The sequence below is a fragment of the Bradyrhizobium sp. OK095 genome (genome assembly GCF_900109945.1).
In the GTDB taxonomy this organism is placed as follows: Bacteria; Pseudomonadota; Alphaproteobacteria; order Rhizobiales; family Xanthobacteraceae; genus Bradyrhizobium.
This window is the reverse complement of record NZ_FOBX01000001.1, coordinates 743450-768475: the sequence shown is the minus strand read 5'-3', so window position 1 is coordinate 768475 and position 25026 is coordinate 743450. Positions and strand designations below refer to the sequence as shown.

Below are 25026 nucleotides of genomic sequence, written 5' to 3'. Positions count from 1 at the left end.
GAGTCCAAAAACGGCTCCCGCGCGTACCCGCCCGGACCCGGTGGCGGAAGTTGCCCTGCACTTTGCCCACGGGACGCGCGGTAGGCCTTGAAAAGCCAATTGATTAAATCCGAACCGGCATCGCGTTGCATGTCGTCTGATCTCGGCTGCGGCGAGAGCGGCACGACCGGCGGATCGCGGAACGGATCGCCATCTCGAGACGACGACGGAGGCGGTGACCGTGGAGGCGATGCTGGCGGGACGATTCTCCAATCGCGATTGACCCACTCAGGCCACCTGCGCGGCGATGCGCCTTCAATTCCGAAATTGGGGACGCGAAATTGAGGCTCTCGAAACGATCTGGTCATCAGTACTCTCACGGAATGAAACAGGATAGAATCAACTTCTCGATTGGCAGACCGATCGAGAACATCTTCAAAACTCTTCAGCGCAAAATCATCTCGACCACGGCTCAGGGGTCGTAAATCACGCGACGGGAAATGGCTAACCGTTTCACCATCATGTCGACCTCTTCCTGGTTTTCCGGATAATGCTGATAGACGATCCTTGTCTTGATCGCACTCGCATGGTGACGCGGATTCCAGGTCCACATCACGACAGGATACTCACCGGTCGCGCGGAAGGAATTCATCAGTGCGCGTCTGATGAACCTGCTCTCCGGCGGATCGGTGAAGGCGGGTCCCGCGATTCTATCTCGATAGAATTGCGACCATATCCGCTCGGTCGGCCTCTCGTCGGCGTAAGCTGGGGAGCATTGCACCGAGGTGAGAAACGCGCCGTTGTCGTCGATACCATCTTGGAATCCAAGACAGTGATGATCGGGATAGCGCCGCATCACGCCCCAGGCGACGAGGGCGCCCTCCAGAACATAAGTCTCCGACGAGGCAATCAGGAGAAAGCTCGCGCAGGCGTACAGGCAGAAATCCTGAATGACGACGACTGCATCGCGATCCCGCAATACATTCGCAAGTTCGATTGCACGGTCGCGATCGCCGCCAGCACTGCGAGCGACCGCGATACCGCGATTTGTCAAATCCATCGCGACAGCAAGGTTCAGATCCGACGTGATCACTCCGTCCAGACAAAGCACGCGCTTGTCCGGAGACAACCCGATCGGGCGTGCGATATCACCACGGCAGAAGTCAGCGGCCCGAGCGTAGGGCGTGAAGTCCGTCGCTTGCGCCACCGACTTGCTTCCGCTGCTGATAATGAACAACAAGCAGAGCAGCACAAATCCGCTTCTCCTGAGCCGACGACGTCTGACCTGACCAACCCACCTCCGGCCGGAATCCTTGGACGTGGGAACGCTTGGTCCACCCCTCAGCGGCTCAACGTGCGACATCTTCGATCACCACGCGTGGAAATCGGCAACATAGAACAAATCCAGAACATACGCAACCCCAGGTCGCGCGGCACCGCAATGTTTATTGTGAACTCAACGGAAGTACGTTGCTCCGGCGATGGGGCTTACATCCGGCGCCGGTGCCACCTCTTGCGGCAGGCGCTTATCCATGATCGCAAAGGTCTGCTCATATCCCTTCAGGATACGGCTCCATCCCTTTCTCCCGAAGATGCGCACGCAGCAGCAGCCCTCCGCCTGCGCATAGGCCTCGATACCGCAGATCAGCGGTAGCCAGCGCACCATGCTCGACCCCGCACACGCCGTAATGATGCAGACTTTGCCTGCCTCCGTCTTCTGTAGGCTCGTCGATGCAACTGCCGCGATGCTGCTGCCATTCCAGGCGATCCAAAGTAACGACGAACCATCGAGAATGTCGCGCTCGATCGACGCGAACGCAGCAAGTCCCGTCTTCGCGATCGCTTGCTTCAGGAGCGGAGCGACGAAGGGCCAGATATCGCGCACGCATTCCGGATCGACGCAGACTAGTTGTTGGGGAAGCAAGGGTTCAACCATCATATTGAATGCTTGTCGTGCAACTCTACCTGTTCGTTGGCTCGGCGCTATGTTTTCGTACAGCGCCATGGCGAATAGGCCACCAAGCTCAGTGTCAGAGAATGATAGACGCCGCTTCAGACATCGTTATCGCCGGGATCATCGCACGGCGCCGCCGGCAGCGGCGCAATGCGGTGGCCGACAGCGATCTCGGTGAGAAGCTTCCCATCCGCGTCTTCCCAACACATGATGCGGTTGATCAAGTGGAGTGCGGCCAAATCCGCAATAACGTAATCGCCCCGCCATATGAGGCCCCATTCGGCGCTACGCGTAACGAGCTCACGCTGGAACTCGCAATTGCTCTTCAAGAGGAAGGGGGCAACGAACGCTCGGCACCGTGCGCAGAACTCCCAGTGCCCATCCACGATGGCCTCGCCGATTGGCTCCAGCGGAGGCGCCTTGATGTCTGGATGCTGGGCGCTCATGGGAAGGTCCCGATTGGCGGAGATGGATCATGATATGCCTAACTTGGGAGAAGCACGACATTCAAGGGACTGCGCCAGGCGGGATCGCCATCATCGGTCTGACGCCTCGTCCGACCTCTATTTTTGGGGTGGGTTTGTCGACGGAATATACCGGGAGGTTCCGTCGCCGTACAAAATCACTCGCCCACGGTCGGGAAAGTTGAACAGAACGGTAGTTCCTGACTGCTGCGCATACCCACCGGCCTTCAAACACAATAGGTAGGCTTTTCTGCACGCGGCGGCATAATCTGCATCCCAACTATGACTTAGACAATCGTAAGATGCGGTTGTGCACTGCGCATCTCTCGCGTAGTTGTCGTTCGCTGCGTCTGCTACGCGAGCCTCTGATCGGCCGGGGATCGATGATGAGCCAGCGATACTCTGCTCCCGCGTTGAAGGAGTCCGCATCAGTTGCCTGAAATCCGGATCGAAACTGGATTGAATTTTTGCTGGCCGAGCTGATGCAAAGCTCGATGTTGCCGTCCCCTGCCTTGGAATACCATCGGAGCCTGATGAATTCTGTGGTTGCCGTTGGATCAAGCGTTCGAGGAATCCCAGGGTCTCTCCTGGATCACGCATAGATGCCCCATAGTCACTCGGGGAACTCATGTCAGGCATTTCGCAAAGTCTCCCTTACTGAGTTGGTAGGCTCATCCCACCACCGCATACAAAAACAGACGCCCCGCCGTCGCGGCGTTCGCATGCGTGATCGTGAACGCGCCGTTCGCGACGGCGCTCACATACATCGTCCCGTTGCCCACCTCTGCCGCCGCAGTCGCTGACGCCGGCACCAGGATCGGCACCGATCCCACCGCACAATTCGTCGTCGTCACCGTTGTGCTCGCTGCTCCGATCGACAGCGTCACGCTTCCAACGGCATTCGACCGCCCCGCCGCGAGCTGCTGGATCGCGAGCACGATCTTCTTCAGATCGGTCTCGGTGATGCCGGGAACGTAAGCCGTCATAACGTGCCGTTGGGTGTGAGATCGGGAACGATTCCGGCGCAAAAGGACCACGACGTCGCGGCGGGGATGCGAACCTTGAAGCGCGAATAGCGGGTGTCGCGCCGGACGTCGCAGCGGCCGGTCCGGATATTGACCAAGACCTCCGCACCCGGCGTTGCCGCCGCAGCCGGCGTATCGCGCCAGGACACCGAGCCGAACAGTGTCGCAGCATCGGTCACCGGGCGGAAGCCGCGGATGGTAATGCGGTTCTCATCCGTGCCCTGCTCCGGGCTTTCCAGTATTGCCTCGAGATTGGGGCCGCGAAAGAAACCGAGCACATGAGCGTTCGAGAATTGCGCGATCTCGGGCTGAACTGCCGTCGCGTACGCATCGAGGCTCAGCGTCAGCGCATCCAGCGACGATGAAATGCTGTCTAGATTCTCCAGCGTCAGTCCGGTCTGCGATATGCCGAGCAGATACTCACCTGTCACCGCGACGGGGAAGAAACGGTCAAGCAGGAAATCGTAGCCGAGCAGCTTATCGTAGGTACCAACCGTGCCGGACACCGACTTATAGGCCCAGTACACGCGCGTGGAGCGCGGGTCGGCCGCGCCCATGAAGAGCTGGAGGTTGCCCTTGTCGAGATCGGCAAGGAAGCTGCGATCGACCTTCTCGCGCCCGATCTGCTGTGGCACGCCACCGGGCTCGATCTTGTGAAAGCCCTGGCCGGCGTAGAAGAAGATGCGCTCGCCGGCACGGATGATCGAGTACGGGGCGTAGAGGCCCTTGTCCTGAGTGATGCGATCGATCTGGAAGATGATCGGCGAGCCCGGCACATAGGACATGCGCCGGATCGCCTGGTCCTGAAAGACGATGCCGGACTCGCCTCCGGCGACGCCGCGAACGATACCGCCGTCCGGAAAGTCCTGGAAGTCGGACGACTTGACCCCACTCGTCCAGCTATCGGCCGCGTTGAAATTGTTTAATCCGGACCACTGGATCCGGTATGGCGTCGACAGCAGTCCTGATAGCACCAGGAAGCGTCCGACCACACTGATATAAGCGGCCGGCGGCGGTGCCCCCAACGCGTCGGCGAAAGCCGTCGGCGACGAGAGATCGAACACCTGCAACACAGCATTGGCCTGCGTCGCGAAGACAAAATTCCCGGTCTGGGCGAACTGCCATTGTGCGGTGGCGGAAAGTGCCGAATAGGACGCGGCACCCTTGGATACGTCGATCCAGGTGAAATCGATGTTGTTGAGCCGATAGAGCCTGGTGCTCGTGCCGGCAAAGGTCACGACCGTGCCGTCCGACTTCAGCGCGTAGAACGCCCCCCGGCATGGCGCCGACAGTGCCGATGTGTAGGCCGAATAGGATGGAAACGGTCCGTAGCCGTCGCCGCGCGGAATCACGTTGAGGATATTGCGCGTAGCCTGGCCTTCGTAGTCGCTGACATCGGGGCGGTATTCGCCATAAGAAAGAAGCGGCATTATTCGGTCGTCCATGGTTCGGGTTCAATCAAAGCCGGCGTCCACGCATTCGCCGGTTGCACGTCAGCGGTCCAGACGCTCGCAGCAGGAGCAACACCGCTCCAGCTGAGCGGCGGCAACGCCGCCTCTGTCTGCCACGACATCGTATCGAACGGTCGTCGGACCCAGGCCTCGTGGTCCCGGTCGTAGGTCGAATCGCCTCCGGCCCAGGCAAATGCGCCGCGTCCGGAGGCAAGCGACACGAAAAATGGGAGAGACGTCCCTGACAACGAAACCGCTCCAGCCGACGCGACCACCCGAACGGTCAAGTTCGTCGCCGCGCCAGTCAGCAGGAACGAACCACCGAAACTTGGCTGAGAGGATCCGAATGCGGCTGCATTGCCGGCCAGGAGGAATGGCACCTGCCCCGCCTGTTCCGCCAACCTGAAGCCCGTCAAACTTCCGGCGGCCAGGAAGCTGGCAGCTGCTCCCGGCCCGGATCTCCCGAATGCAGCCGCCTGTCCTGCGAGAGCGACCGCTCCCCGTATCGTCAGAAGCGCAAAATTGCCGTTGCCCGGGAGCTGGGCCAGCGCCCATCGGCCAAGGGCGTCGAAGCCGAGAAGAGACATGAGTTAGAGCTCCGCAGCAGCCCGAAACAACCCATCGATCTGATCGATCGTCCAGCCACAGGCCCCGCCGATTGCGACTGTCAACGGGTGGCTCCGCTGAACCGTCGTCGCCCCCGAAATGAACATGGTAGCCTCGAATTGTCGTCCGGGAGGCAAGCGCTCGATGACGAGCCGCAGCGCAACCGGGATATCACCTGTCTTCACCGCAGCCAGGGCTTCATCTTGCGAGATTAGCCCCTGCACGGCGAGTTGCTGGAAGAATTGCCGGTCCGAAATTTCCGGCGGCACCGGCGCAGGTGTCGGTTGGATCGCGTCGGGGGTGTTCCCCAATGCGAGCCAATCCTGATATCGAAGCCAATCGGCGTTCTCGGGACCCGCGTTCAATGAGAAACCTGCCTGGTCAGCGGCGCGCAACGCCCAGCCGTTGGGACGAAGATTATATTCCAACATCATAGCCTCGCGTTGATCGCATCGATTATCGTGTAGACTTGCATCAAGCCGGCAGCGGCGCTTTCCGACGAGATGCTAGCGTGCGCGACCCCTGCACTGAACGCGCCAAGCAGAACGAATGTTGTCGGATCGCTCGCGCGGATATTTGTGGCTACGCTCGGCGCCACCTTGCGCTGCACCGACCAAGAAGATGTTCTCTTCGGAGCAAAGCCGATTGTCGACTGATGACGCGTGTTGCCGCCAGGCGCATAGGCCTCGATACCCCACGGTACGAGTTGGTAATAGCGCTGGCAGACAAGCAGTTCGCTCGCATAGTCCGGACACTGGAACGGCGGCGCCGTTGCGCCTTCGTAGAGTCCCGTGTCGAACAGCTCGAATACATTTCCGTTGGTCGCAAAGATGCTCGCGCCACCGCTCTGCATCAGATAGACGTAGACGTACATCCCATTGGTGTTGTCTTGCGCCCAGCTTCCCGACGTTGCGCCGGCAAACGTCACCGACTTGACGACGTCAGTATTGACCTCGCCCGCGGCGACCGTGAACGATCCCGATAGCGTCGTATCTGTAGCGTTGTTCTGCAGCAAACAAGTAAAAGTGCCCGCAACTGGCGCTTTTAATCCGACCTGCAAGGTGACGGTCCTCGCATTCGCCGTTCCAAATTTCAGGTCGGCAACGCGCAAGCCCTCGATCTTCTGTTGGAGAAAGCAAACGCTGCTTCCCACCGTCGCCTGCGCCGCGGTAACCGTCACACGGATGCGGTGGGTCGAACCGCCAGGCGTCGACGAAGCGACTTGCGCACAGCTGTAAGCGCCACCGGAGAGCGTGTGCTGAATGTACCACTGATCGACCGGGTAATAGAGGTTTGAGCTGCCTGATCCTGTGCCGTTCTCCTGGCTGATCTGCATCCCGCCGTTGACCAGGTAATTCTTCTTCGTCAGGCCGAGGTTGGCGCGCGCCTGCGCCATCTGTGCCAAAGTGAATGCGTTCGGCTCCTCGACCGAGATCAAGTCCTCCTTCACGCCGACAATAGCGACATTCGGCGCCACCGTGAAATTGATCTTGGTGCCGACGCCGCTCTGGCCCGAAGCGGCGCCAGAGCCCGACGAATTGTAGAGCACGATGGTACGCGCAAACGTTCCGCTCGCAGCCGTGTAAGTGCCCTCCGCGATCTCCCACTGGATCAAGTCGCTGCCGATCGCGAGAAATTTGTACTTGCGACCGTCGACCGCTCCAGCGAGCGCCGGCGACTGGCAGCCGCCAACCGTCGACGCATAGATCCAATCCGTTGTGCCGCCGGCTGTGGGAATGAACCGGCAATTGTTGAGAAAAGCTGCCATATCAGGTGATCGTCAAAATGCCGTTGGTCTGGTCGAGATCGATGGTGAAGGTATTGCCGTTTGTCAGCGTGATCGCTGTGCCGTAATCCCACCAGCCGATCAGCGGCTTTGTCGATGACGTCGAATTGTAGAGCACCGCGTATTGAAACGGCCCGATCGAGCCGCCCGAAGCCGTCCAGGCCGGATCGGTTCCGCCGACGAACTTGAACGTGCCGGTCGTTTGCGCGCCACTGATGGTGCCGACGCTGTTGCCGCCGGCAGTATAACCGTTGCCGGCCCCGAGATCCGCCGGCGTGTTATAGACGGTGTTGGTGACGACCGGCGCGGCGTTCGTCAGATAGACCTTGTAGACTTGCGCCGTGCCGGTCTTCATGTCGTGCAGCGCGTTCGCGACGTCCTGCACGAAGCAATAGAACTTGTTGAAGCTTGCCATTGTTTCCCTCCTAGATGACCTGTCCCGAAACGCGCACCGTCATCGGCCCTGCATTGAAGGTCGACGTCAGCCCGAGATTGTTCAGATCCGCGAGCGCGGACGTGAACCCGAGACCCCAGGTCTGGATGCGCGCGTCTTCCTTGATGTACGGCGCAGACTCCAGCAGGGCGCCGTAGAGATAGACATCAGGCGCCATGGTCAGCAGCCAATTGCTGCCGTTCGACGCGAGCGCCGGAACGTTTTGTCGATAGACCATTTCGATCGTGTAGGCCGCATCGGGGGTCGGCGCGAGCTCGAGCTCGTTGCCGAACACGGTGAAGTAGCGTGGCCGTGCGGCGACGTCGGACGTCGCGAAGCGATATTCATCCATCTGCGTCCCCGACTTGAATTCGAGGCACGGCTTCCCCGTTACGCTCGACAGCCGAACCCTGCGCATGGACTGGAAATCCGACGGCAGAGAAATGAACTCCGGCTCCTCCGAATTGAGGTCGACGAGCGCCGTCGCGCGCTGTTCCATCTGCCGCACGAAAAGCTGGCGGTTGAACTTGGCTTCCGCGAGCTGGACGAAGGTCGGGATTCGCGCGATCAGCGTCGCGTCCTGGTCGCGCGCGAGATATTCGGTCACCGCGGTTTGCAGCGAGGTGTAATCGGTTATCTCTGTCATTTGAGCTCCTCCGACCAGCCGGCCTGCAATTTCGGCTTGTCGGTTCGCAAATGGGCCCATGCGGGATCATCGAGCTTCCGCTGCACAATCGCGTCGAACTCGGGCGTGAACAGTCGCAGCGAGGTGTTGCCCCTCGCATGCTCCTCGTTGAGCCATTGGACGTAGATCACGTTGGGGATGCGGGCGACGTGCCGCCCCCAGTCCCCGTGCTGCTCGTCCTGGCGCGCCTGCCTGTTCCACTCCAGGATCGGCGCCACGTCCTGGACATGCTCGATTGCCAGCTCGCGGCCATTGCTGTCGAGATGCGGCCTGATCAAGACACCGTCCATCACGACATCTCCGTCACCCACAGGGTGCCGGCGGTCGCGGTGACAAGACCGTTGGTCGCGGCCTTCAGCGCAGCGATGCGTTGGCCGGGACTGACCGTGATGTACTCGACGACATTGGCTGGCAAATAGGGATCGGAGAGGGTCGCGGTCTGTGCGCCATCGCCGATCCGATAAGAGCAGCCGGAATTGGCGACCAGACGGAGCTGATAGGTTTCCGAGCCGAAGGCGTTGGTCGCACCGACGCTGCTGTCATAGGCAATCGTTTGGGTCGGGCCGACGCGCGAGGAGTTTTGCTTGGAGAGGAATGGCATGTCAGGCGGCCCTCACGGAGATCGAAAAATGCATGGGGATCGTCGCGCCGGAGGCGCCGGCGGGCGTCAGCACGATCACGTCGTCCTCGTTGAGATAGGTCGGAGACGGCGGCACGGCCGAGAACAACTGGCCCGCGGCGGATCCCGCCTGCGTCGCAGTGAAGGTCGCGAGTGTCGTCGCATTGGCCGAAACGGTGATGGTGCCGTCAGCTGTCGTGATCGCGCCGCCGAGAATGCCGGCGACCTTTAGCAGGCGGCAACGAAAGGGAACGCGGACATAGGCAGCGACGGGGCTCGCGCCGCAGGATGGCGTATAAGCCGTGAGATCGGCGGTATTGAGGGTACGATTGCCGGGAAGCGGCATCTTGGGCTCTCCAATAAGAAGGGGCAGCCCGAAGGCTGCCCCAAGGTGTGGACAAGGGTAAAACGGATGATCCTGATCGCTCAGGAGGTGGTGTTATCAAACACGCCGCCGGAGGCCTTCTCGTTGCGGGCGACCAGCGCGTATTCGGCCAGGATCTGCCGGCGATCGGAATCGCCGGTCTTGGCGAGCGGGATCGAGATCATGTTGCGGCCATTGAGATAGGCCACCGCCCATTTTTCGAGCTCGAGCACCAGCACGTCGCGCGGGCGCTGGAAGCGGTTGGCGACCACCTTCAGCTTGCCGAAATCGGATTCATACGCGTCGACGGATGCGACGATCTTCTTCGACTTCGATTCTTCGATCGCGGTGGACCGGCCGGTGAAGGTCGAGAACACCTGCTTGTTGAAGGCGCCGGTCATGATGGTGCCGGGCTTGCCGCCATTGCCCCAGATCGCGGACAGCACGGTCTTCAGGCGCACCTCAGTGAAGGCAAGCTGGGTGCCGTCCGTTCGCGTGCCGGTGCCGTCGGCCGCCGCCGGGTCGGCCGCACCGCCAGCCGTTCCCTTCGAGGTGTTCGAGAACACCCAGGAAAGGACGGAAGCGGTCTTGCGCGGCGTCGTGCTGTTGCCGGCCAACTTGGCCTGGCTGGTCCCGCACAGGATGGTTTCAAGGTCGCGCTTGAGTTCGAGACCTTTCAGCATCTCCTGGTACGCCAGCTCATTGTCGCGGCCGGCGTGATCCACCGCCTGCTGCGTACCGGAGACCCGCGCGACCTTGTAGGAGATCTGGCAGAGATTGCCGAGACGCACGGTCGGCGTGGTCGCGTTGGTATTGGGATCGTCGCCTTCGAGCTGGGCGTTGCTGTTGTCGGCAGCAGCGAGAGCCTGCGTCTGCCATTCATGGTTGACGGCACTCGCCTTCTCCTTGTCGACGCCGCTCATGAACGGCGTGTCGACGGGATCGATGCGATAGATCATATCGCTGAGGTCTTCGCGGTTGCCTACCGCGGAATAGGTGACAAAGGTGGAAGTCGGTAGAGACATCGATGTTTCCTTGTGATGGCCGTGCTGTTCCGATAGCGCAGCGATGGAGCTGCGCTCTTTTCTGGAAACTGCGGCCTGGCTGACTTTGGGTTTCAGGTCTCGTACATGCGATGGCGCGGAAATGTCGGCTTCCGGTTCGCGGATTCGCGAGACGTCTCTGCCGGGCGCCTGTGCGTATCGCGCAGGGTCAGCGTAGTTACGATCGTTGGCCCAATCTCTATGGTTGGAAAAGCGCGGATCTAAATAATCCCGAACCGCTTCCGTCGCTCGGCCGTCTCCGCAAGCACCTTCAGCTCCGCCCGCGCCAGCTTGCCGTTGGCAACGACGCCTGCGAGATGATCGCGCACCTTGCCGACGATATTGACGGCGAGGAATAGTTTTTCGCGGCCTAGTGCATCGTCAACCGTGGTGGCGCGCCAGGCTGCGATGTAGCTCTTCTCGAGGGTGTCGAACGCCTCGCTCAGGAGCTCGTCATCGAGCAATGCCTCGGCGCGGACCGCCCTCGCCGCAGCCCGCTCCAGAATGCTCTCGTCAGACATGCGTACCCTCTCCGTTATCAGGCTGTGGTGTCTTCATTTATGATGGGCTGCGGATGCGGCGAGATCGAGCGCGGGCTCGGTGACATCCATTCGGTGCGGCTCCTCTGCCGGATGCGCGGCGGTCGCGGCCTCGACCTGCGCCCGCGCCTACACGGCCAATAGCTTCAGATCAGGCGGCGGCTGCGATGTGCACAAGGTTGCTTCAGCAAGCGTCGACTCCCTGTGCCTTTCAACCTAGATGCATCCAGCAACAATTTTCGATCTTGCCAGTGGATCCGTAAATCCGCGTATCTTCACTGCCACTACAGCCCTTCAGGTAGCTCAGTGAGAGAATTGATAAACTGCTCTAGTGTTGGAGCGAGAAACACAATGTATCGATCAGGGTCCTTATAGTCTTCATGTGAAATAAACATGATGTTGCCGAAAGACTCTGGCCTCACACTGTAAAGAAACATATCGCCTGAAGGATCGTTCGCGAACGGTATATATCCCTCGGGATCCTCGGGCGTCTGATCCACCATCGAGACATAGGCGTCTTCGAAGGTCATTCCGATGCGGCCTTCTATGTTCATAGGCAAGAATTTTCGGACTTCATATGCGTCTCCATCCTTGGGGAAGAACTGAGGATGGGGTATTCCGCCATTGTGCCGAAGATAGTGTTCCCTGAGATCGTGCGGCAAGCGAATACCAAGGCGGTTTTCCACACGCTTGATATCCAGCTCGGAAAGTGGCGACTTGGTCCGTTCGAAAACTACCATTGCCTGTTTCCTTATCAACGCTTGTACGGTACTCCGTGCTGCCTTACGTACTGCGCAACCGAGCCCGCATGAGGTCGCGTAGCATTGTGCGCCTTTTCATCTACCAGCTCGAAAGTGCCCCTTCCAGTCTGCGGATTGAAGTCGTCGACGTGGTGCCACATGTATCCATCCGGTGTTTGAGCGAATTTCCCTTCCTCGTTCGCAAGAGCGAAGTCTTTTCTATAGCTTCCGGTAAGTGGCATATTCACAATGCTTCGCTGCCCCTGTGCGGCAGGATAGAGGTGCTCGGTTCCTGCAAAAGTCGGCCCGCCGTTCGCGGTCGTTCCGATACCGACATATCCTTTTTCGGCCGCCCGGGACGCCGGCGTGCGGAGCGCGGTATCTTTTGGCGTCCGAAGCCCTACGTCTGCATCTTTTGCAGCGACGCGTCCAACGCCGTCCATAACCGCGGGCGTTAGAGTCTCTGCCGCACCTGCCCCCGTCCCTAACCTGGCTGCACTGAACGGACCGAGCACGCCGAGTGCACCGCCGGCGAATCGGAGAGGCCTTTCCCAAGGAGTCCCCTCGCCAAGTTGGCCTCCGGCTTCGCTTCCCAGGCCTCCCAGCACAGCCGCTCCGACTTTGAGAGGCACGCTTCCAGGCGCCATATAGGAAGCGGGATTGCCGAGAAATTCCCCGACTGATGCACCGAATTAGCCCGCTCGGCCTTCCGGCCTGTGCATCGGTCCGGTGACTTCCTTCTCAAGAATCTGCATTCCCTGTTGTGGAGTCGGCGCGTCGACGTCTTGCCCCATCTCGGCCTGCGTGGCGCGTCCCAATGCGCTGGCCGCGCTATTGAAGCCAGAAACGACCCCGCGAGGGATGGACCTGAAGAAGTCACCGGCCCCTGCCGTAAGAGCAGATGCGGTGGAGTCTGTTGTTGCCACGCCAGGTATTGGTGCGCTGGATCGGCTTGCTCCCATCGCAGGCTGTTTAGTCTGCGCTTGCTGAGACTGCGCCGGCTGAGTCTGCGCCTGTTGCGCCTGCGCTTTCGGGCTTTGCGCCTGCTGCGTTACGCCATCGGCACTGAACGGATCGTGGTCGACCGGAACAAGTGAGGCATTCTCGAAGTCCGGCTGATGCTCGACCGGCACCAGGGAATAATCAGCCATGGTGGACGACCAGCAGATATTTGCCGGGACGGTTGGAGTCCGGCATGTAGTGGTGGCCGTCTCGGGCCTTGCGCGCGCCCGGCGGATACGAACGCTGCACTTTTCCAGCTTCGATCGCCGCCTTCAGATGCGTCTCCAGCACCGCCATCTTGGCGTCGAGGGCGGCCTTGATCTTGGCGAGCTCGATCTCTCCTTGCGTCTTGACCTGGAGATGGATCGCGTCGTTATGTGCTTACTGTTGCCTGAATTGGGCCGCGGCGGAGAGCCGCGGCCTGTCAGGCGGGGCGGCAAGTTGTATGAGCAAGCAGCCGGTCCGCACGCCTTCATTTAGATGCATCCAGCCACGCAATCACGATTTTGGTATCGATCAAGCTATCCAAACCGGCGCAGTCGGCCGGCATCCAGCAGCTCCATGGATCAGCTCGGCTCTCTTGTCATTCCATCCCGTCGGGTAGTTCGGTTAGAGAATCGATAAACTCTCTCAACGTGGGCGCGAGGAAGAAAGTAAATCGGTCGGCGTCTCCGTAATCTGCGCGTGAATTGAACATTATATTGCCGAAGGATTTGGAGATCACGCTATACATAAAAAAATCACCTGCTGAATCCTTCGCGAACGGTATGTATCCTCGCGGAAACTCGGGCGTCTGATCCACCATTCTGACATAGACTTCCTCGAAACTTGTTTCGATACCGCGTGTCTTCATGTGTAAAAATCTATCGACGTCATATGCCTCTCCTTCTTTGACGAAGAATTGAGGACGAGGTGTTCCGCCGTTATGCCGGAGATAGTGCTCCTTGAGATCTTGCGGCAAACGTATGCCCAACAAGTGCTCGACGCGCTTAATGTCCAACTCGGAAAGCGGGGGAGCGGTCCGTTCAAAAACAACCAATGCCTTTCTCCTTGTCAGGGCCGATACCGGACACCGTGGTGTTTCGCGTACTGCGCAACTGAACCAGTATGAGGGTAAGCCGATTCATGCGCTTCCTGTTTAACTAGCTCGAGGGAGGCCTCTCCACTGATCGGTTCGAAGTCGTCGACATGGTGCCAGCTATACCCAACCGGTGTTTCAGCGAACTTACCTTCCTGGTTCGCAAGGCGAAAGTCACCTCTTCGGCTGCCGGTAAGTTTTATTTTAACGATGTTTCGCTGCCCTTCTGCGGCAGGATAGAGATGCTCGGTTCCTGCAAAAGTCGGCCCGCCGTTCGCGGTCGTTCCGACACCGGCGTATCCTTTTTTGGCCGCCCAGGACGCCGGATTGAGCCGAACCTTGCTTGTTAGCGCGCGTACTTCTCCGGCGGCGACGCGCCCGACGCCCTTTGCGCCAGGTATCAGTCCGATCGCAGCCTCAACGCCTCCGGGAAGATCATCGCGGCGTTTCGCATCGATGAGATTGAGGAACGACCCGGCAACGCCAAGCGGGGTCAAGCTCAACAAGTTGCCGATACGCTTCGTCAGCTCTTGGGCATTGTGCAGCGGCACGCCGAGATCTAACAGCGCGTCGAGAGCGTGATTCCCAATCTGCTGCGTAGGCGTGAAGGTCGCCGGCTTCAGCTCGCCGAGCGGTATAAAGTGCGACAAATCAGGAGCGGGCTTGTCTTTCGCAGGTGTCGAGGCGACCGATTGATCTGGTATGGAGGTGGCGTTAGTTTCGCTGTCTGGATCCCAGGACTCGCCCTCCTCTGACGCCTGCGCGATCTTCGCCGCTGGGCCAACATAGAGTCGGCCAACTCCCGTTGCGGACTGTTGTGGCTGGGTCTGTTGAGTCTGGGCCTGCGGCTGTTGAAACGGCGCCTGCTGAACCGTGCCGCTATCACTGAACGGATCGTGGTCGACTGGAACGAGCGAGGCATTCTCGAAGTCCGGCTGATGCTCGACCGGCACCAGGGAATAGTCATCCATGATGAACGACCAGCAGATATTTGCCGGGACGGTTGGCGTCCGGCAGATAATGGTGACCGTCCCTCGCCTTGCGTGCGCCCGGCGGATATGAACGCTGCGCCTTCCCTACATCGATCGCCGCCTTCAGATGCGTCTCCAGCACCGCCATCTTGGCGTCGAGGGCGGCCTTGATCTTGGCGAGCTCGATCTCCCCTTGCGTCTTGACCTGGAGATGGATCGCGTCGTTCTGCGCCTTTTGTTGCTGGAGCTGCGCCTGATGCGCGGTGAGCGCGGCGTCGACCTGCGCCCGCGCCTGAAGGGCCAGCAGTTTCGGATCGGGAGGCGGCTGTGGCGGCGCCGGCGGCGGATTCAGCAACTGACCGGTTTGCGGATTGACAGCCATGGGATCGTTGAAGAACTGGTCGGGGTTTCTGTGCCCCATGATCCGCGTGAGCTCGGCCGCGGTGTTGTAGAGCTGACGGTCGCCGACCAGGTTGATCTTGCCGCCGGCAAGCAGCTCCTTCTGGACGTTGGCGATCGCCATGGTCTGGGCGAACTGCTGCGCCTTGCCGCCGGCGCCAAGGCCGACATTGATGGTCATGTCGTCGCGGGTCTTCCAATTGCGTGGATTGACGTCGACCCAGGCGTTGCGCAAGCGCACCGTCTCCTCGCGCTGGCCATGCTTGCGGATCGTGCCGTGCAGCAGCGCGAAGATATCGCGGACGCCTTCGGCCATGATCCGCGCGATCAGCTTGATCCGCATCTGCGAGGCCGAAAACACCTGCGCAACCGCGGTCGCCGACTGGTTCTGCAACGCGTTGGCGTCGATGCCCTGCGTCTGCTTGCCGAGGCCGGTCCGGATCTCGAGCTCGGCGTCAATATATTGCAGCATCGGGTAGATCGACGTGGTGATGTCGGGCACCACCTGCCAGTTCAGCCCGCCCGCCGTCTTGGTGCGGACCACGCCGCCCGGCCGCGACACCAGCAGATCGTCCAGCGTGTTCGGCCCGGCGTTCTGCTCGGCGACCTCGACGCGCGGATTGTTGTGCAGATAGAGATTGTCGAGCGCGCCGCGCTTCAGCGCAGTCTTCTCGCGTTGCAACGGCATCACCAGATCCGCGATCGAACGGCCGAAGAAGCGGTGCGTCACCGGCACCGGCGTGGTGGCCGCAAACGGCATCTCGTCGAACGGGGTGATGCAGTCCTTGCCATCCTTGCGCAGGATCTCGGCCTGGTCGCCGCCGGTGATCACCTGGTAGAGGCAAGGGCGGCCCGAGCCTTCGAAATCCATCCGCACATAGTGCTCGGTGATACGCACCAGCCGCGCCGCCGAATTGGCGCTGCCGCCGCCCGCGGTCGCGGACAGATGCTCCTCGACTGTGTCGCGCGCCAGGGTCTCGATCTCGGTCGTGCCGGTATGCGGCCGCAGCGCTCTGATTTGGCCGGCATCAAAACCTTCCGCGATCAGCTGCGCCTCGGTCTTGGTGACGACCTCATGAAAACAATAATTGCAATCGCGGATGCTGCGCGCACCGCGCTCGATGCCGAATTCTTCGGGCGGCACCCCCATCACCCGCGCCTGCGCAAGCTTGCGCGTGGTGACGATGGTAACGTCATGCGTGACGAGAGAGCCCATCGGCGCGAGCGGCGCCGGGGCTAGCAAGGGAATGGGCATATGGATTGAACTCTCAGGTTTGCCAGTACCGACTGGCAGCGGCGGTCTAGAGCATGATCCGGAAAAGTGCGAAGCGGTTTTCCGAAAAGATCATGCGCAAATAACAACCTAAAGCGCGATGACGATTCATCCCAATCTCATCGCGCTTTAGTAGCCGTTGAAGCGCATGTAGTCCTGGATCAAGCCTAGCAATCCGCCGGCAGAGGTCGGCGTGACGGGAACGCCGGCCTGACGAAGCCTCGCTTCGTTCTCTGCCGCGTACCTCGCAGTCATCTCTCTCGAAAGATCGGGATCTTTGCGAAGTTCGAGAATCTCCGCATCCGATCTACCTTCTGCCAGCTCGTGCCGGTAGCGCTTGATCATGCCGAGCCAGGTCCCGTTGATGAACTGCCCGACCCCGAGTGCGCTCGACGTCTTGTTCGGCTCGTTCGCCTTGTTCGGATTGCCGCCGCTCTCGGCTGAAATGATGTTGTCAAGAGTATCCATTTGGCCTCCACAAATGAGAACAGCGGCCCGCTGGGACCGCTGTTCAATTCCAGAGATTGACGTTTCCGCGCGCCGGCGGTGTGGGAGCGCAGCCGAGCGTCACCCGGCGACTCGATCTCGTCAGCAACGGTCGATCAGCGATCGAACCAGGAGCCGCCACACCATTGCAGGAGTTGCCGCACGCTGCGGCTTCGTCACGTTATTTGCCGATGTAGTCGCCCAGCGTCTCGCGCAGAGCCCGCTGCTGGGCAGCGCTCGGCGCGCCGAGGTAGGAAATGGTCCCTTCCTCAAACAGAGCTCCCCACGCCTGCGTGGCGTTGGGAGCAAACATGACGGTCAGTTAGCTGAGGTTACAATTCTGAGACTCGCAGGTGGCGAACAGCTCGTAGGTTGTCCCGTCGATCGTGGCCTTCGTGACGGGTGAATGGACGGCCCAGCCGTTGCCTTTGCCCATTCCCTGAGCCCAAGTCGGCAGCTTGTCGGCATGATCGAGCAATCCATTCAATGCTCGCGCATAGGCCGGATTTCTCTTCATCACATCGAACAGATAGGGCCCAGTCGCCGGCGGAGGCTCGGGAACATAGAGCTGTCGTTTCAGCACCACCTGCTGCGCCTCGCTTGGACCTCCGAGGTAGGACTTAACCCCTTTTTCGCTCAGCCCGGCCCACGCCTGCGTGCCGTTTGGCGCAAACATGAGGACGATTGAAGTGTCGATACATTTTGCTACTTGCACGCACATGTTGAACAGCTCGTACGTGGTCCCGTCGATGTCCTCAGTTACTCGCCAGCTGCTCACATAGGCGCCGTTCCTCTTGAGGATTTCCCGGGTCCAGGCCGGTGCGTTATCGAGCAGACTCGTCAAAGCCCGCACATAGGCCGCCTTTTCCAGGACCCCGGATAGATAACCGATCGCCATCGCAGGCGAGCACGCGACGCAGATCGTCACCAGGGCCGCCGCCATCACAATCCAACGAAACTGCCGCCGCATGATTACTCCTTCGAGCGCCCTACCGGGGACACCTCACCACCACAGGTGGCGCCTGCCATGCCAGCGGACGCGCCTCGCGAATCCTCGTCCAGTAAGCAGCACTTCGGACTGCTGCCGGCATGCTAGCCAGATGAGGCGCATCGGCCGCCGTCAACACAATGCAAGGCCACCATTTGCGCCCCGCTCACTCCCGCAGAAGCGGCCGGATCCAGCGCGCGAACCATTGCTCGGCTTCGTTTCGGCCGTCGCCACGATTCTCAAATCCCCAAATTGGCAACTGAATGGAATGGCTCGGCTCGTTTGCGAACATTCCGTCAGACACGCTGGTCGCCGCATTTCCGGAAGCGAGCGCATTGTCCGAATTCAAAGTGTTGACGCGTGTGAGACGCCGCACCTCCTCCGGAGGCGTAGAGCCCGCGGAACCGGGAGAAGCACGGAGCGACTGCGCAGGGGCACGCAACGAGCCCGGATCAAACATCAATTGTGATGCGCTTGGCGGTCGATAGCCGCCCGAAGCAGATCCAGCGTTCCCGGGACTTGCCGACTGGCTACCTTGTCCCAGCGCATTCCAGCGATCCTCAAACAAGGGGATCGTCCTGCCCGCACCCGGAGCGATGCTGTTCTTCCAATCACCGGCACCATTGCCGTTGCCGACCGAGCCGATCCCTCCGAGATCCGCGGGTGCCGGCACAGGTGGAGACACACGTGGCGCACCGAATGAAGGCGGCGGTAGCGCCGGATCGACGGTTGGCGCTGAGCGCGCAGGAGCACGCGAGCGCACGGGAGGCTCCAATGGTGCTGGACCATCTGGCCCGCCAAGTGACGTAGGACCTGCTACGCGAGGGACGGCCTTACCGCGCAGGCCCTGCGGCAGTGCGGCCGCGGCAGGACCACTTGGAGCTCCGACAGGGCCGAATGGCCACCTCGCTGCGAGCGGGCTCGGCTGACCGACTTCGTCCGGGTGCTCACCTGCGTTCGGCGCATCTCCAGAGCGCAGCGCACCGATGTTGAACTTGCGCTGGATATCCTGAATGTCCTTGGGGTCCAGCAACATGCTCCCGGCGCCTGGCATCACGAACGCGCCGCCGGGCACCGGCGGCTCAGACCGCCCCATGGCGGCAATCAACGTGCTGGCAACCGAATTGCTGTTTTGGCCGAGTCCCATCCATGGGTAGTGGAGGCTCCGCGCGTCTAGCTTGCCGAGGACAGCCTTGCCGGCATTCCACATATTCATGATCTCAGCCTGACCGCCGGAGGCCAATTCGGTCTGAGCAAAATCAGGCTGGTAAAAATGCTTGTTGTCATACCCCTTCAATTCATCCGACGGCAGATGTCCAATCGGTTTCGGATGCCCTTCGGCGTCCGTTGCCAGGCCGTGCAATTCGCCGACGATTTTCCCGGCCGGATCGATAAGCACAAGAAAATTGTGGCCGGCAAGCCCACCGAGGAGCGGCAACTGCGCCTTAACAATGCGATATTGGCCTTCCGCCATGTTTCACCTGCTCATTCATCGGGAACGTAGCGCTTATAAGCTTGTACGACGGCGTCATGCGGCTTCAGATAGGAGAGCCGCACGTCGATATGATAAATTTCCCTTGCTCCGTAGTCGGGAGAGTCTCGCGCGACATATCGCTGGTCGTTTCGAAACCAGTACTCGCCGGAATAGCTGCACTCTTTGCTGGGCGCCGGCGCACACCGCAGACCAAGGGCTTCTGCATCGTCGCGAGAGATGCCCTTGGCAGACGTTTGCTCGATCACAAACTTTTTCGTCAATTGCTTCATGCCGTCGACGTCATAGTAAGTGTTGTGGGCAAGAAATTTCGCCAGCGCGCCCTCGCCCAATCCTTCCGTATTGAGGTCGACGCGAGGCCACGGTCCGGACCAGAAACATCCCGATGTCGTCAGGCCGAGCGCAAGCAACAGCGCGCTCACGATCGGGCGGCGCGGTAATGGGTTGGCTTTCCAGGCGAGAACCGCGTGCATCCACCGCATCTCCACTGATCACCGGATTTGTCGCGCTCATTGATCGGCGCATCTCGCTTGAAACGAAGCCGACGGCAACGTCTTCGGCGACGATCTTGAGAGTATTGGCGCCTCGCTGCAATCTAGGATAATATTAGAACGCAACAAGAACATCGTCAAGAAGAGCTTCCGCCGGCGCGCTCCTCGCTTCAAATTCACTCCCCGCGGAGACGACAAATTGAGATTGGTAGTGGCCTCCCGGTTCGCCGCGGCCTTGAACTCACAAAAAGCCCCCTGCGTTCTTCCTGACGAGCCAGCGGGATTGTCGGCCCAGCCAATGCGATCCCCACGTTCATCTTGCAAATGCTGCCGGCATGATCGCTTGGCGCTCGACTTGATGATCGCTGGTATCGTGACCATTATCCTGCTCTGCTCCCGGTCTTGGCGTTGTTGGGCGTCAGGCGAGTGTCCGCGGTCCTGCCGGTCTAGTAGCCCCCGTTGCTGCGCATGTAGTCCTGGATCAGGCCCAGCAGTCCGCCGGCGGTTACCCGATCGGGGTTGGACGGATCGCCTCCGGCGACTGAGGCCTTTGGATTCGCTAGACCGATCGCGACACCTTGCGCACCTGAAGGTGCGCTCCTCCCGCGCGGAGACGAAGCCCATTCGTTCAACCCGCGACCGAGATCAGGCGCAAGCAATGCCTCGAGCGGAAACCGCGCAGATGGAAGCGGCAGCGTGCCGCCGCTGATCTTCGATGCCCACCGTGTGCACAACACGACCTCAAGACTGCGACAGTCGATCAAGTCGCGTCAGGAAAGGTGGCGCGCATATTGCGACTCGATGAATGTCAACGTCTCTTGGGTCTGCGAAATGCAGGAAACCGCCTGTCGGGTTTAAAACTAAGGGATGAAGTACAAAATCACCGCGAGTGCAACGAAACAAGTGATCAGTCCAACGCCTGAAACGAGAGTTGACTCGATTTTCAGGCGCCCCATCAGATCGCGTTTGTAGCCGAGCCAGTTATATCCGAAAGAGTCGCATGGTCCGGCTTGCATCTTGCCGAACGAAACAAGAGCCAACACCCGGCTTCCGACCTCATAGCTGAGCCGCCACCAAAGCAGGTCCACGAAGAACCACACGAGGAATTCCAACAACCACACGAAAGGGACCTTTCAATGTTGAGATCGCAGGACGGACGATCGTTCCCAATGGAGGAGCCTCATACCGGTGCTCACGGCGTCGTCCGACGGACCATATCGCGGTCGTTCCAGCGCGATCAATGAACAAGGTAGAGAACCGCCGCAAGCCCGGCTCAACAAATCACAAGGCCGATCAAGGCAGCGAATGTGGCCTCGATTTCCAGACGCCGGCGTTCGTTACGTCTCACGCTCAGCGCCTGCAAGCGAGGACTTGATATTCCGGCCGGCCAAGTACCACTCTAAGTCGACCAAGCCAGTCGATCAGGACCATTGCCACAGGTTCTACCAGCGCGCGGCTCACTTCAGATACGATCCCACTCGGTGAACGGTAGTTTGACCGAGTCGGCGTTTCACTACAGACCAGTCAATATGAGCTTTGGGCATGTGTCGGCTGGGAAGGCGACGATCGTCTATCGCTCAAGTGACCTGGTGCCCCAAGCCTGGGTCTGACCTCGTCGACCGGCCCGCTGAAGTCGTTCGAGTCAACGAGCAACGGGAATTGCGTCGGAGGCCTCCCGGCTCGACGCGGCCTTGAACATCAAGACGGCGCTTGCGGCGTATTTGGATCGGTCACATCATGCACCGTGTGCGCGACGATCTTCATCGCGCCGTTCGATTCCGCGACGTCCTGGGCCAGCAGTGCGAACTGGTCGTCGGTGAGATCGTAATAGGTCTCGCGGCTCTCCTCTTCGCGCTCCTCCCACCAGACCTTGACGATGCCAGCCTTCGACAGCAGCGCATCGTTGACGAAGGAATAGAGAACCATGAAGCCGCCATTCTGCTGCATGAAGACGTGGTTGACGTAGTCCGTCTCCTGCTGCGCGGCGGCGACGTCCTCCGGACCCCCAGCCACGGAATTCCATATGTGAATCCCCATAAGTCCCCTTGTCGCTCGTTGGTTCTGCTCATCATCTCGGGCTTGAGCCCTCTTGCAATTCTGCTCGTAAATTCGCGAAGACCTGATTGCTGAAAACACGCTGTAGACAAAGGCTACCAAAAACACGCAGCCGAAGACCATCACGTCCGCCCGACCAGATGAAGGAGCGCCAACGCGATGCAGAGAACCGCCAGGCAGGATCCCCTGACAAGCTTCACTGCAGGATAGACCTGATGATACACGACGATTGTACAGATGAGGGCTATCCCCGCCAAAACCGTGAAGAGAGCTGCCATGACGTCCTTTCGGTGGACCAGGCTTCGCGAGGCAAACGTATGTGTGCTTCCGCGACAGTCCGAGGGTGTTGGCAAGGCCGCACAATCTGTGATAACGATAGAACATAACGGGAACCTCGTCAACGCAGATCATCCTCATGCCAATCCAGGGAATGATGGTTCGGACAGTGCAACGTTGCGAACTCGCGCGCGAAATAATGTTGAACCTGGCGTTCAGCGCCTTGTATCGCCGTCGGGATTGTTGCGCATGTAGTCCTGGAGCATCCCGGGCAATCCACCTGCCTGCGGCGCAGGCTTCAATGGATACATGCCGGGCACGCCGAAGTTCATGGGGACCCCATCAGTTCTTTCGGACTGCGCTGGAGAATGCTGAATCGCAGGTGCGCCTGTATCGAAGACGCTCGAACGGCTCTCACTCTGTCGTGGCGGATCGGCCGCAATGGTTGGCATTGCAGGGACGATCGCGCCTGCAGCGTCAACGGTCCAGTTCTCGGGGTGCCTGAGAATGTCGTCGATGAGCAGACCTTGAAGATAGGCGCCATGCGCGGCCCATCCTCCTGCGAGATTTCCCGCGGGTCCCAGTGCCAACGCACCCGCAGTTGCTCCATATGGACCAGCAACGGCCTCTCCGCCGGTTATTCCCGCCGCAGTCCCGAGGACGCCACCCCAGGTCTTCCCCGCTCCGACGAGACCATCATGGAGAATATCGCCGCGAGTGGGCGGGTCATATTGCGAAAGCCTGTTCGACAACGTCCCTTTTCCAAACATTGCAATCAGGCGAACCAGCAAATTATCGACAGCCATACCATTCCACCCATGTTACGACTTCAGATAAGAAATCAGCGAGATTGAAAATGCCGCCACCTCCGGGACGAGAAAGTGCGGGTCGCCTGAGAACCGCCCTCAAACACTCCCTGATACTCGGACTCTTCGGGGTCTTCGGCTACGTCATTTATGGATCCGAGGCGCCCGGAAAACTGCTCCTCGCTTTCGTGGCGACGTTCTCGGGCCTCGCATTCCTCAGAATTTTCGGACGCGTCGAGAAAAAATAGCGACTGGTACAGCGTGTGGATGTGACGTCGTCCTCACCGTGTGCCGAGGCGCCGACGTCTCCATTCGGCCGGCGAGACGCTACTCAGCGTTCGCACTCACCTGGTCAATTCGCCGCTCCGTGTTCTCCGGCACTGCCGCCGACGTCATGCACCGTGTGCGCGACGATCTTCATCGCTCCGTTCGATTCCGCGACGTCCTGAGCGAGCAGCGCGAACTGGTCGTCGGTGAGGTCGTAATAGGTCTCACGGCCCTCCTCCTCCCGCTCCTCCCACCAGACCTTGACGATACCGGCCTTCGACAGCAGCGCGTCCTTGACGAAGGAATAGAGGACCATGAAGCCGCCGTTCTGCTGCATGAAGACGTGGTTGACGTAGTCCGTCTCCTGCTGCGCGGCCGCGACGTCTTCCGGACCTACCGGTTCGAAGCGCACGACCTCGTCGGAGCCGGCAAAGATGTCCATCAGTGACGGCATCAGGCCCTCGATGGTATCGGCGACGTCGGTCGACACCGCGCGCGAGCGGCCGTCCTGCGCCGGCATGTCCTTGCGCATGTCGCCGAGATAATAATCCATCGCATCGGCCCGCTCCTCGGCAAGCCGCGCCGCCGACATTGCGGCAAGTGCGTTGGCCTTCTCGGCGGCGAGCATCGCCTTCACTTCGGAGATTGGCATTTTCGGCATGAACAACCTTTCCCATCAGCACTTGTTCGCAGCAGCGAACGGGCACGTAGTAACTCGGCGCGACACTTTGAATGGCCAAACCCGAGGGACAAACCAGCTCTTGTCGTCGAGCCGCCTCCTGTTGGCTTGATCTTCAACTCCCAGGATTGGCGACGGGAAGAGCCGGCCTCATCCGAACTCGCCCATCGGCGTGCTTCCCAGTGCTGCGCACGGGGTGGAGCGCACACCTCACCCGCCAAATCGCTCGTTAAGTCCAAAGAACGGCAAGTAAGGCACTGGCGAAGTGCCGGTTGTGAAGACGTCCGTCGCATTCGGAGCCGGTTGCCGGGTCAGCCGGCGAACGTCGCTGCGACGTGCAGCACCAAGCACGTCAGGAGCGCTCTCCTCGAGAGCATCGCGAGCAGGCACGCTGCCGGCTGGAGATGCCTCCCAACGGCCGAATCTCTCGGCAAACGACGCCCCCTGATCCTGCCGCACAGCATCATCACCGCCTTGACCGGATGGCAGACGTCGCACGCGCTCCGAAGGCGTATCGTATCCTCCGCCGATATAGGCGTAATCCCGCTGGAGATCGCGTAGCGCGTCCGGGATCGGCAACGGATGCTGTCGCATGACCTTCGCCTTTGGATCGTGCGCCAGCGTGTCGGCAATATCGGAGAGATATTCATCGTTGACTCCGGGAAGCACATAGAGCCCTGCATTTACGCCGGCTGCTCGCATGATGCGATCCACGATCGTCGTGCAAACGCGGGGATCGAGCTTCAGGGCGTTGTACCAGCGTCCCTCGCGGCCGATGCGATCGATCTCGGTATGCGCGGCCCGTGCCTGTTCCGCGGTGATCGGCACCGTATAGGTCCGATGGTCGTCGCCGAACACGTTGGAGAAATCGGAAGGCAGCGACGTCGCTCCCGTTGGAACGGTGTGGACGTCAAGCTTGCCTGGCCAGATAGGCATGTTGTGCTTCCCCGGACCAAAGCCTGCGTAGGTCTGCCCCGACGGATCGGTCAGGGTAACGGCCGCGTGACCGACCCCATACGGATTGAGTTGAATTGTGAGCGCATGTCGATCCGGCATCGATTGCTCCTGAACCTGG

The 25026-nt window shown here is 60.3% G+C and carries 31 protein-coding genes; all 31 read right to left on the bottom strand.

The window, feature by feature from the left end:
* Positions 1-451 precede the first annotated feature (451 nt).
* On the bottom strand, positions 452-1231 hold the full coding sequence (locus tag BMW89_RS03670; protein ID WP_092022764.1) for a hypothetical protein: 780 nt from the start codon (positions 1229-1231) through the stop codon (positions 452-454).
* A 204-nt stretch (positions 1232-1435) separates the two neighbouring features.
* Positions 1436-1918, bottom strand: a complete 483-nt coding sequence (locus BMW89_RS03665) for a hypothetical protein (RefSeq protein WP_244547502.1) — start codon at positions 1916-1918, stop codon at positions 1436-1438.
* Positions 1919-2031: 113 nt separating this feature from the next.
* On the bottom strand, positions 2032-2379 hold the full coding sequence (locus BMW89_RS03660) for a hypothetical protein (protein WP_092022762.1): 348 nt from the start codon (positions 2377-2379) through the stop codon (positions 2032-2034).
* Between the two features lie 689 nt (positions 2380-3068).
* Positions 3069-3383, bottom strand: coding sequence for a hypothetical protein (locus BMW89_RS03655; protein WP_092022760.1), 315 nt, complete (start codon positions 3381-3383; stop codon positions 3069-3071).
* Entirely contained in the window at positions 3380-4852 is a 1473-nt protein-coding gene (locus BMW89_RS03650; protein ID WP_092022758.1) for a hypothetical protein, read from the bottom strand. Before BMW89_RS03650 ends, BMW89_RS03655 begins: the two co-directional genes overlap by 4 nt.
* The gene (locus BMW89_RS03645) at positions 4852-5460 is read right to left on the bottom strand and encodes a hypothetical protein (protein WP_092022756.1); all 609 of its coding nucleotides are present in this window, start codon (positions 5458-5460) and stop codon (positions 4852-4854) included. Before BMW89_RS03645 ends, BMW89_RS03650 begins: the two co-directional genes overlap by 1 nt.
* Positions 5461-5463: 3 nt before the next feature.
* Positions 5464-5910 (bottom strand): hypothetical protein, encoded by a 447-nt coding sequence (locus BMW89_RS03640; RefSeq protein WP_143062702.1) that lies wholly within the window; start codon positions 5908-5910, stop codon positions 5464-5466.
* Positions 5910-7094, bottom strand: a complete 1185-nt coding sequence (locus tag BMW89_RS03635; RefSeq protein ID WP_143062701.1) for a hypothetical protein — start codon at positions 7092-7094, stop codon at positions 5910-5912. The genes BMW89_RS03640 and BMW89_RS03635 overlap by 1 nt, the downstream gene beginning before the upstream one ends.
* A gap of 154 nt (positions 7095-7248) precedes the next feature.
* Positions 7249-7680 (bottom strand): hypothetical protein, encoded by a 432-nt coding sequence (locus BMW89_RS03630; RefSeq protein WP_092022749.1) that lies wholly within the window; start codon positions 7678-7680, stop codon positions 7249-7251.
* Between the two features lie 10 nt (positions 7681-7690).
* Positions 7691-8344 (bottom strand): phage adaptor protein, encoded by a 654-nt coding sequence (locus BMW89_RS03625; RefSeq protein ID WP_092022747.1) that lies wholly within the window; start codon positions 8342-8344, stop codon positions 7691-7693.
* On the bottom strand, positions 8341-8673 hold the full coding sequence (locus BMW89_RS03620) for a hypothetical protein (RefSeq protein WP_092022744.1): 333 nt from the start codon (positions 8671-8673) through the stop codon (positions 8341-8343). Before BMW89_RS03620 ends, BMW89_RS03625 begins: the two co-directional genes overlap by 4 nt.
* The gene (locus tag BMW89_RS03615; protein WP_092022742.1) at positions 8673-8984 is read right to left on the bottom strand and encodes a hypothetical protein; all 312 of its coding nucleotides are present in this window, start codon (positions 8982-8984) and stop codon (positions 8673-8675) included. Before BMW89_RS03615 ends, BMW89_RS03620 begins: the two co-directional genes overlap by 1 nt.
* Before the next feature lies 1 nt (position 8985).
* The gene (locus BMW89_RS03610) at positions 8986-9348 is read right to left on the bottom strand and encodes a hypothetical protein (protein WP_092022740.1); all 363 of its coding nucleotides are present in this window, start codon (positions 9346-9348) and stop codon (positions 8986-8988) included.
* An 80-nt stretch (positions 9349-9428) separates the two neighbouring features.
* Positions 9429-10391 carry a DUF5309 domain-containing protein gene (locus tag BMW89_RS03605; RefSeq protein ID WP_092022738.1) on the bottom strand — a complete coding sequence of 321 codons (963 nt, stop codon included), beginning with the start codon at positions 10389-10391 and terminating at the stop codon, positions 9429-9431.
* Between the two features lie 239 nt (positions 10392-10630).
* Positions 10631-10930, bottom strand: a complete 300-nt coding sequence (locus BMW89_RS03600; RefSeq protein WP_092022736.1) for a hypothetical protein — start codon at positions 10928-10930, stop codon at positions 10631-10633.
* A gap of 302 nt (positions 10931-11232) precedes the next feature.
* Positions 11233-11688, bottom strand: coding sequence for an SMI1/KNR4 family protein (locus BMW89_RS03595; RefSeq protein WP_092022734.1), 456 nt, complete (start codon positions 11686-11688; stop codon positions 11233-11235).
* A gap of 14 nt (positions 11689-11702) precedes the next feature.
* Positions 11703-11930, bottom strand: a complete 228-nt coding sequence (locus BMW89_RS38675; protein WP_502686379.1) for an HNH endonuclease — start codon at positions 11928-11930, stop codon at positions 11703-11705.
* A gap of 450 nt (positions 11931-12380) precedes the next feature.
* Positions 12381-12839, bottom strand: a complete 459-nt coding sequence (locus BMW89_RS03585; RefSeq protein ID WP_092022730.1) for a hypothetical protein — start codon at positions 12837-12839, stop codon at positions 12381-12383.
* The gene (locus BMW89_RS37750) at positions 12832-12987 is read right to left on the bottom strand and encodes a hypothetical protein (protein WP_177195799.1); all 156 of its coding nucleotides are present in this window, start codon (positions 12985-12987) and stop codon (positions 12832-12834) included. The genes BMW89_RS03585 and BMW89_RS37750 overlap by 8 nt, the downstream gene beginning before the upstream one ends.
* Before the next feature lie 286 nt (positions 12988-13273).
* Positions 13274-13729, bottom strand: coding sequence for an SMI1/KNR4 family protein (locus BMW89_RS03580; RefSeq protein ID WP_177195798.1), 456 nt, complete (start codon positions 13727-13729; stop codon positions 13274-13276).
* Positions 13730-13743: 14 nt separating this feature from the next.
* Positions 13744-14739, bottom strand: a complete 996-nt coding sequence (locus BMW89_RS03575; RefSeq protein WP_092022726.1) for an HNH endonuclease signature motif containing protein — start codon at positions 14737-14739, stop codon at positions 13744-13746.
* Positions 14732-16393: a portal protein gene (locus BMW89_RS03570; RefSeq protein WP_244547501.1), complete on the bottom strand. Its 1662-nt coding sequence runs from the start codon at positions 16391-16393 to the stop codon at positions 14732-14734. Before BMW89_RS03570 ends, BMW89_RS03575 begins: the two co-directional genes overlap by 8 nt.
* Positions 16394-16540: 147 nt before the next feature.
* Complete coding sequence (locus BMW89_RS03565) at positions 16541-16879, bottom strand: lytic transglycosylase domain-containing protein (RefSeq protein WP_092022724.1); 339 nt, start codon at positions 16877-16879, stop codon at positions 16541-16543.
* 340 nt (positions 16880-17219) lie between these two features.
* Entirely contained in the window at positions 17220-17867 is a 648-nt protein-coding gene (locus tag BMW89_RS03560) for an Ivy family c-type lysozyme inhibitor (protein ID WP_143062700.1), read from the bottom strand.
* Positions 17868-18051: 184 nt separating this feature from the next.
* Positions 18052-19359, bottom strand: a complete 1308-nt coding sequence (locus BMW89_RS37210) for a hypothetical protein (RefSeq protein ID WP_143062699.1) — start codon at positions 19357-19359, stop codon at positions 18052-18054.
* Positions 19360-19370: 11 nt separating this feature from the next.
* Positions 19371-19850, bottom strand: coding sequence for a hypothetical protein (locus BMW89_RS03555; RefSeq protein ID WP_143062698.1), 480 nt, complete (start codon positions 19848-19850; stop codon positions 19371-19373).
* Positions 19851-20728: 878 nt separating this feature from the next.
* Positions 20729-20968 carry a hypothetical protein gene (locus BMW89_RS03550; protein WP_143062697.1) on the bottom strand — a complete coding sequence of 80 codons (240 nt, stop codon included), beginning with the start codon at positions 20966-20968 and terminating at the stop codon, positions 20729-20731.
* 598 nt (positions 20969-21566) lie between these two features.
* On the bottom strand, positions 21567-21881 hold the full coding sequence (locus BMW89_RS03545) for a portal protein (protein ID WP_244547500.1): 315 nt from the start codon (positions 21879-21881) through the stop codon (positions 21567-21569).
* A 533-nt stretch (positions 21882-22414) separates the two neighbouring features.
* Positions 22415-23005 (bottom strand): hypothetical protein, encoded by a 591-nt coding sequence (locus tag BMW89_RS37205; RefSeq protein ID WP_143062696.1) that lies wholly within the window; start codon positions 23003-23005, stop codon positions 22415-22417.
* Between the two features lie 352 nt (positions 23006-23357).
* Entirely contained in the window at positions 23358-23933 is a 576-nt protein-coding gene (locus BMW89_RS03535; protein ID WP_092023380.1) for a portal protein, read from the bottom strand.
* A 228-nt stretch (positions 23934-24161) separates the two neighbouring features.
* A complete protein-coding gene (locus tag BMW89_RS03530) occupies positions 24162-25007 on the bottom strand; it encodes a hypothetical protein (RefSeq protein WP_092022714.1) in 846 nt (281 codons plus the stop codon).
* Positions 25008-25026: the final 19 nt, after the last annotated feature.

Excerpts from the sequence above, each read along its gene's own strand:
- BMW89_RS03665 (WP_244547502.1), bottom strand. The coding sequence starts at position 1,918 with ATGATGGTTGAACCCTTGCTTCCCCAACAACTAGTCTGCGTCGATCCG.
- BMW89_RS03660 (WP_092022762.1), bottom strand. The coding sequence starts at position 2,379 with ATGAGCGCCCAGCATCCAGACATCAAGGCGCCTCCGCTGGAGCCAATC.
- BMW89_RS03655 (WP_092022760.1), bottom strand. The coding sequence starts at position 3,383 with ATGACGGCTTACGTTCCCGGCATCACCGAGACCGATCTGAAGAAGATC.
- BMW89_RS03650 (WP_092022758.1), bottom strand. The coding sequence starts at position 4,852 with ATGCCGCTTCTTTCTTATGGCGAATACCGCCCCGATGTCAGCGACTAC.
- BMW89_RS03645 (WP_092022756.1), bottom strand. The coding sequence starts at position 5,460 with ATGTCTCTTCTCGGCTTCGACGCCCTTGGCCGATGGGCGCTGGCCCAG.
- BMW89_RS03640 (WP_143062702.1), bottom strand. The coding sequence starts at position 5,910 with ATGTTGGAATATAATCTTCGTCCCAACGGCTGGGCGTTGCGCGCCGCT.
- BMW89_RS03630 (WP_092022749.1), bottom strand. The coding sequence starts at position 7,680 with ATGGCAAGCTTCAACAAGTTCTATTGCTTCGTGCAGGACGTCGCGAAC.
- BMW89_RS03625 (WP_092022747.1), bottom strand. The coding sequence starts at position 8,344 with ATGACAGAGATAACCGATTACACCTCGCTGCAAACCGCGGTGACCGAA.
- BMW89_RS03620 (WP_092022744.1), bottom strand. The coding sequence starts at position 8,673 with ATGGACGGTGTCTTGATCAGGCCGCATCTCGACAGCAATGGCCGCGAG.
- BMW89_RS03615 (WP_092022742.1), bottom strand. The coding sequence starts at position 8,984 with ATGCCATTCCTCTCCAAGCAAAACTCCTCGCGCGTCGGCCCGACCCAA.
- BMW89_RS03610 (WP_092022740.1), bottom strand. The coding sequence starts at position 9,348 with ATGCCGCTTCCCGGCAATCGTACCCTCAATACCGCCGATCTCACGGCT.
- BMW89_RS03605 (WP_092022738.1), bottom strand. The coding sequence starts at position 10,391 with ATGTCTCTACCGACTTCCACCTTTGTCACCTATTCCGCGGTAGGCAAC.
- BMW89_RS03600 (WP_092022736.1), bottom strand. The coding sequence starts at position 10,930 with ATGTCTGACGAGAGCATTCTGGAGCGGGCTGCGGCGAGGGCGGTCCGC.
- BMW89_RS03595 (WP_092022734.1), bottom strand. The coding sequence starts at position 11,688 with ATGGTAGTTTTCGAACGGACCAAGTCGCCACTTTCCGAGCTGGATATC.
- BMW89_RS38675 (WP_502686379.1), bottom strand. The coding sequence starts at position 11,930 with ATGCCACTTACCGGAAGCTATAGAAAAGACTTCGCTCTTGCGAACGAG.
- BMW89_RS03585 (WP_092022730.1), bottom strand. The coding sequence starts at position 12,839 with ATGGCTGATTATTCCCTGGTGCCGGTCGAGCATCAGCCGGACTTCGAG.
- BMW89_RS37750 (WP_177195799.1), bottom strand. The coding sequence starts at position 12,987 with ATGGCGGTGCTGGAGACGCATCTGAAGGCGGCGATCGAAGCTGGAAAA.
- BMW89_RS03575 (WP_092022726.1), bottom strand. The coding sequence starts at position 14,739 with ATGGATGACTATTCCCTGGTGCCGGTCGAGCATCAGCCGGACTTCGAG.
- BMW89_RS03570 (WP_244547501.1), bottom strand. The coding sequence starts at position 16,393 with ATGCCCATTCCCTTGCTAGCCCCGGCGCCGCTCGCGCCGATGGGCTCT.
- BMW89_RS03565 (WP_092022724.1), bottom strand. The coding sequence starts at position 16,879 with ATGGATACTCTTGACAACATCATTTCAGCCGAGAGCGGCGGCAATCCG.
- BMW89_RS03560 (WP_143062700.1), bottom strand. The coding sequence starts at position 17,867 with ATGCGGCGGCAGTTTCGTTGGATTGTGATGGCGGCGGCCCTGGTGACG.
- BMW89_RS37210 (WP_143062699.1), bottom strand. The coding sequence starts at position 19,359 with ATGGCGGAAGGCCAATATCGCATTGTTAAGGCGCAGTTGCCGCTCCTC.
- BMW89_RS03555 (WP_143062698.1), bottom strand. The coding sequence starts at position 19,850 with ATGCACGCGGTTCTCGCCTGGAAAGCCAACCCATTACCGCGCCGCCCG.
- BMW89_RS37205 (WP_143062696.1), bottom strand. The coding sequence starts at position 23,005 with ATGGCTGTCGATAATTTGCTGGTTCGCCTGATTGCAATGTTTGGAAAA.
- BMW89_RS03535 (WP_092023380.1), bottom strand. The coding sequence starts at position 23,933 with ATGCCGAAAATGCCAATCTCCGAAGTGAAGGCGATGCTCGCCGCCGAG.
- BMW89_RS03530 (WP_092022714.1), bottom strand. The coding sequence starts at position 25,007 with ATGCCGGATCGACATGCGCTCACAATTCAACTCAATCCGTATGGGGTC.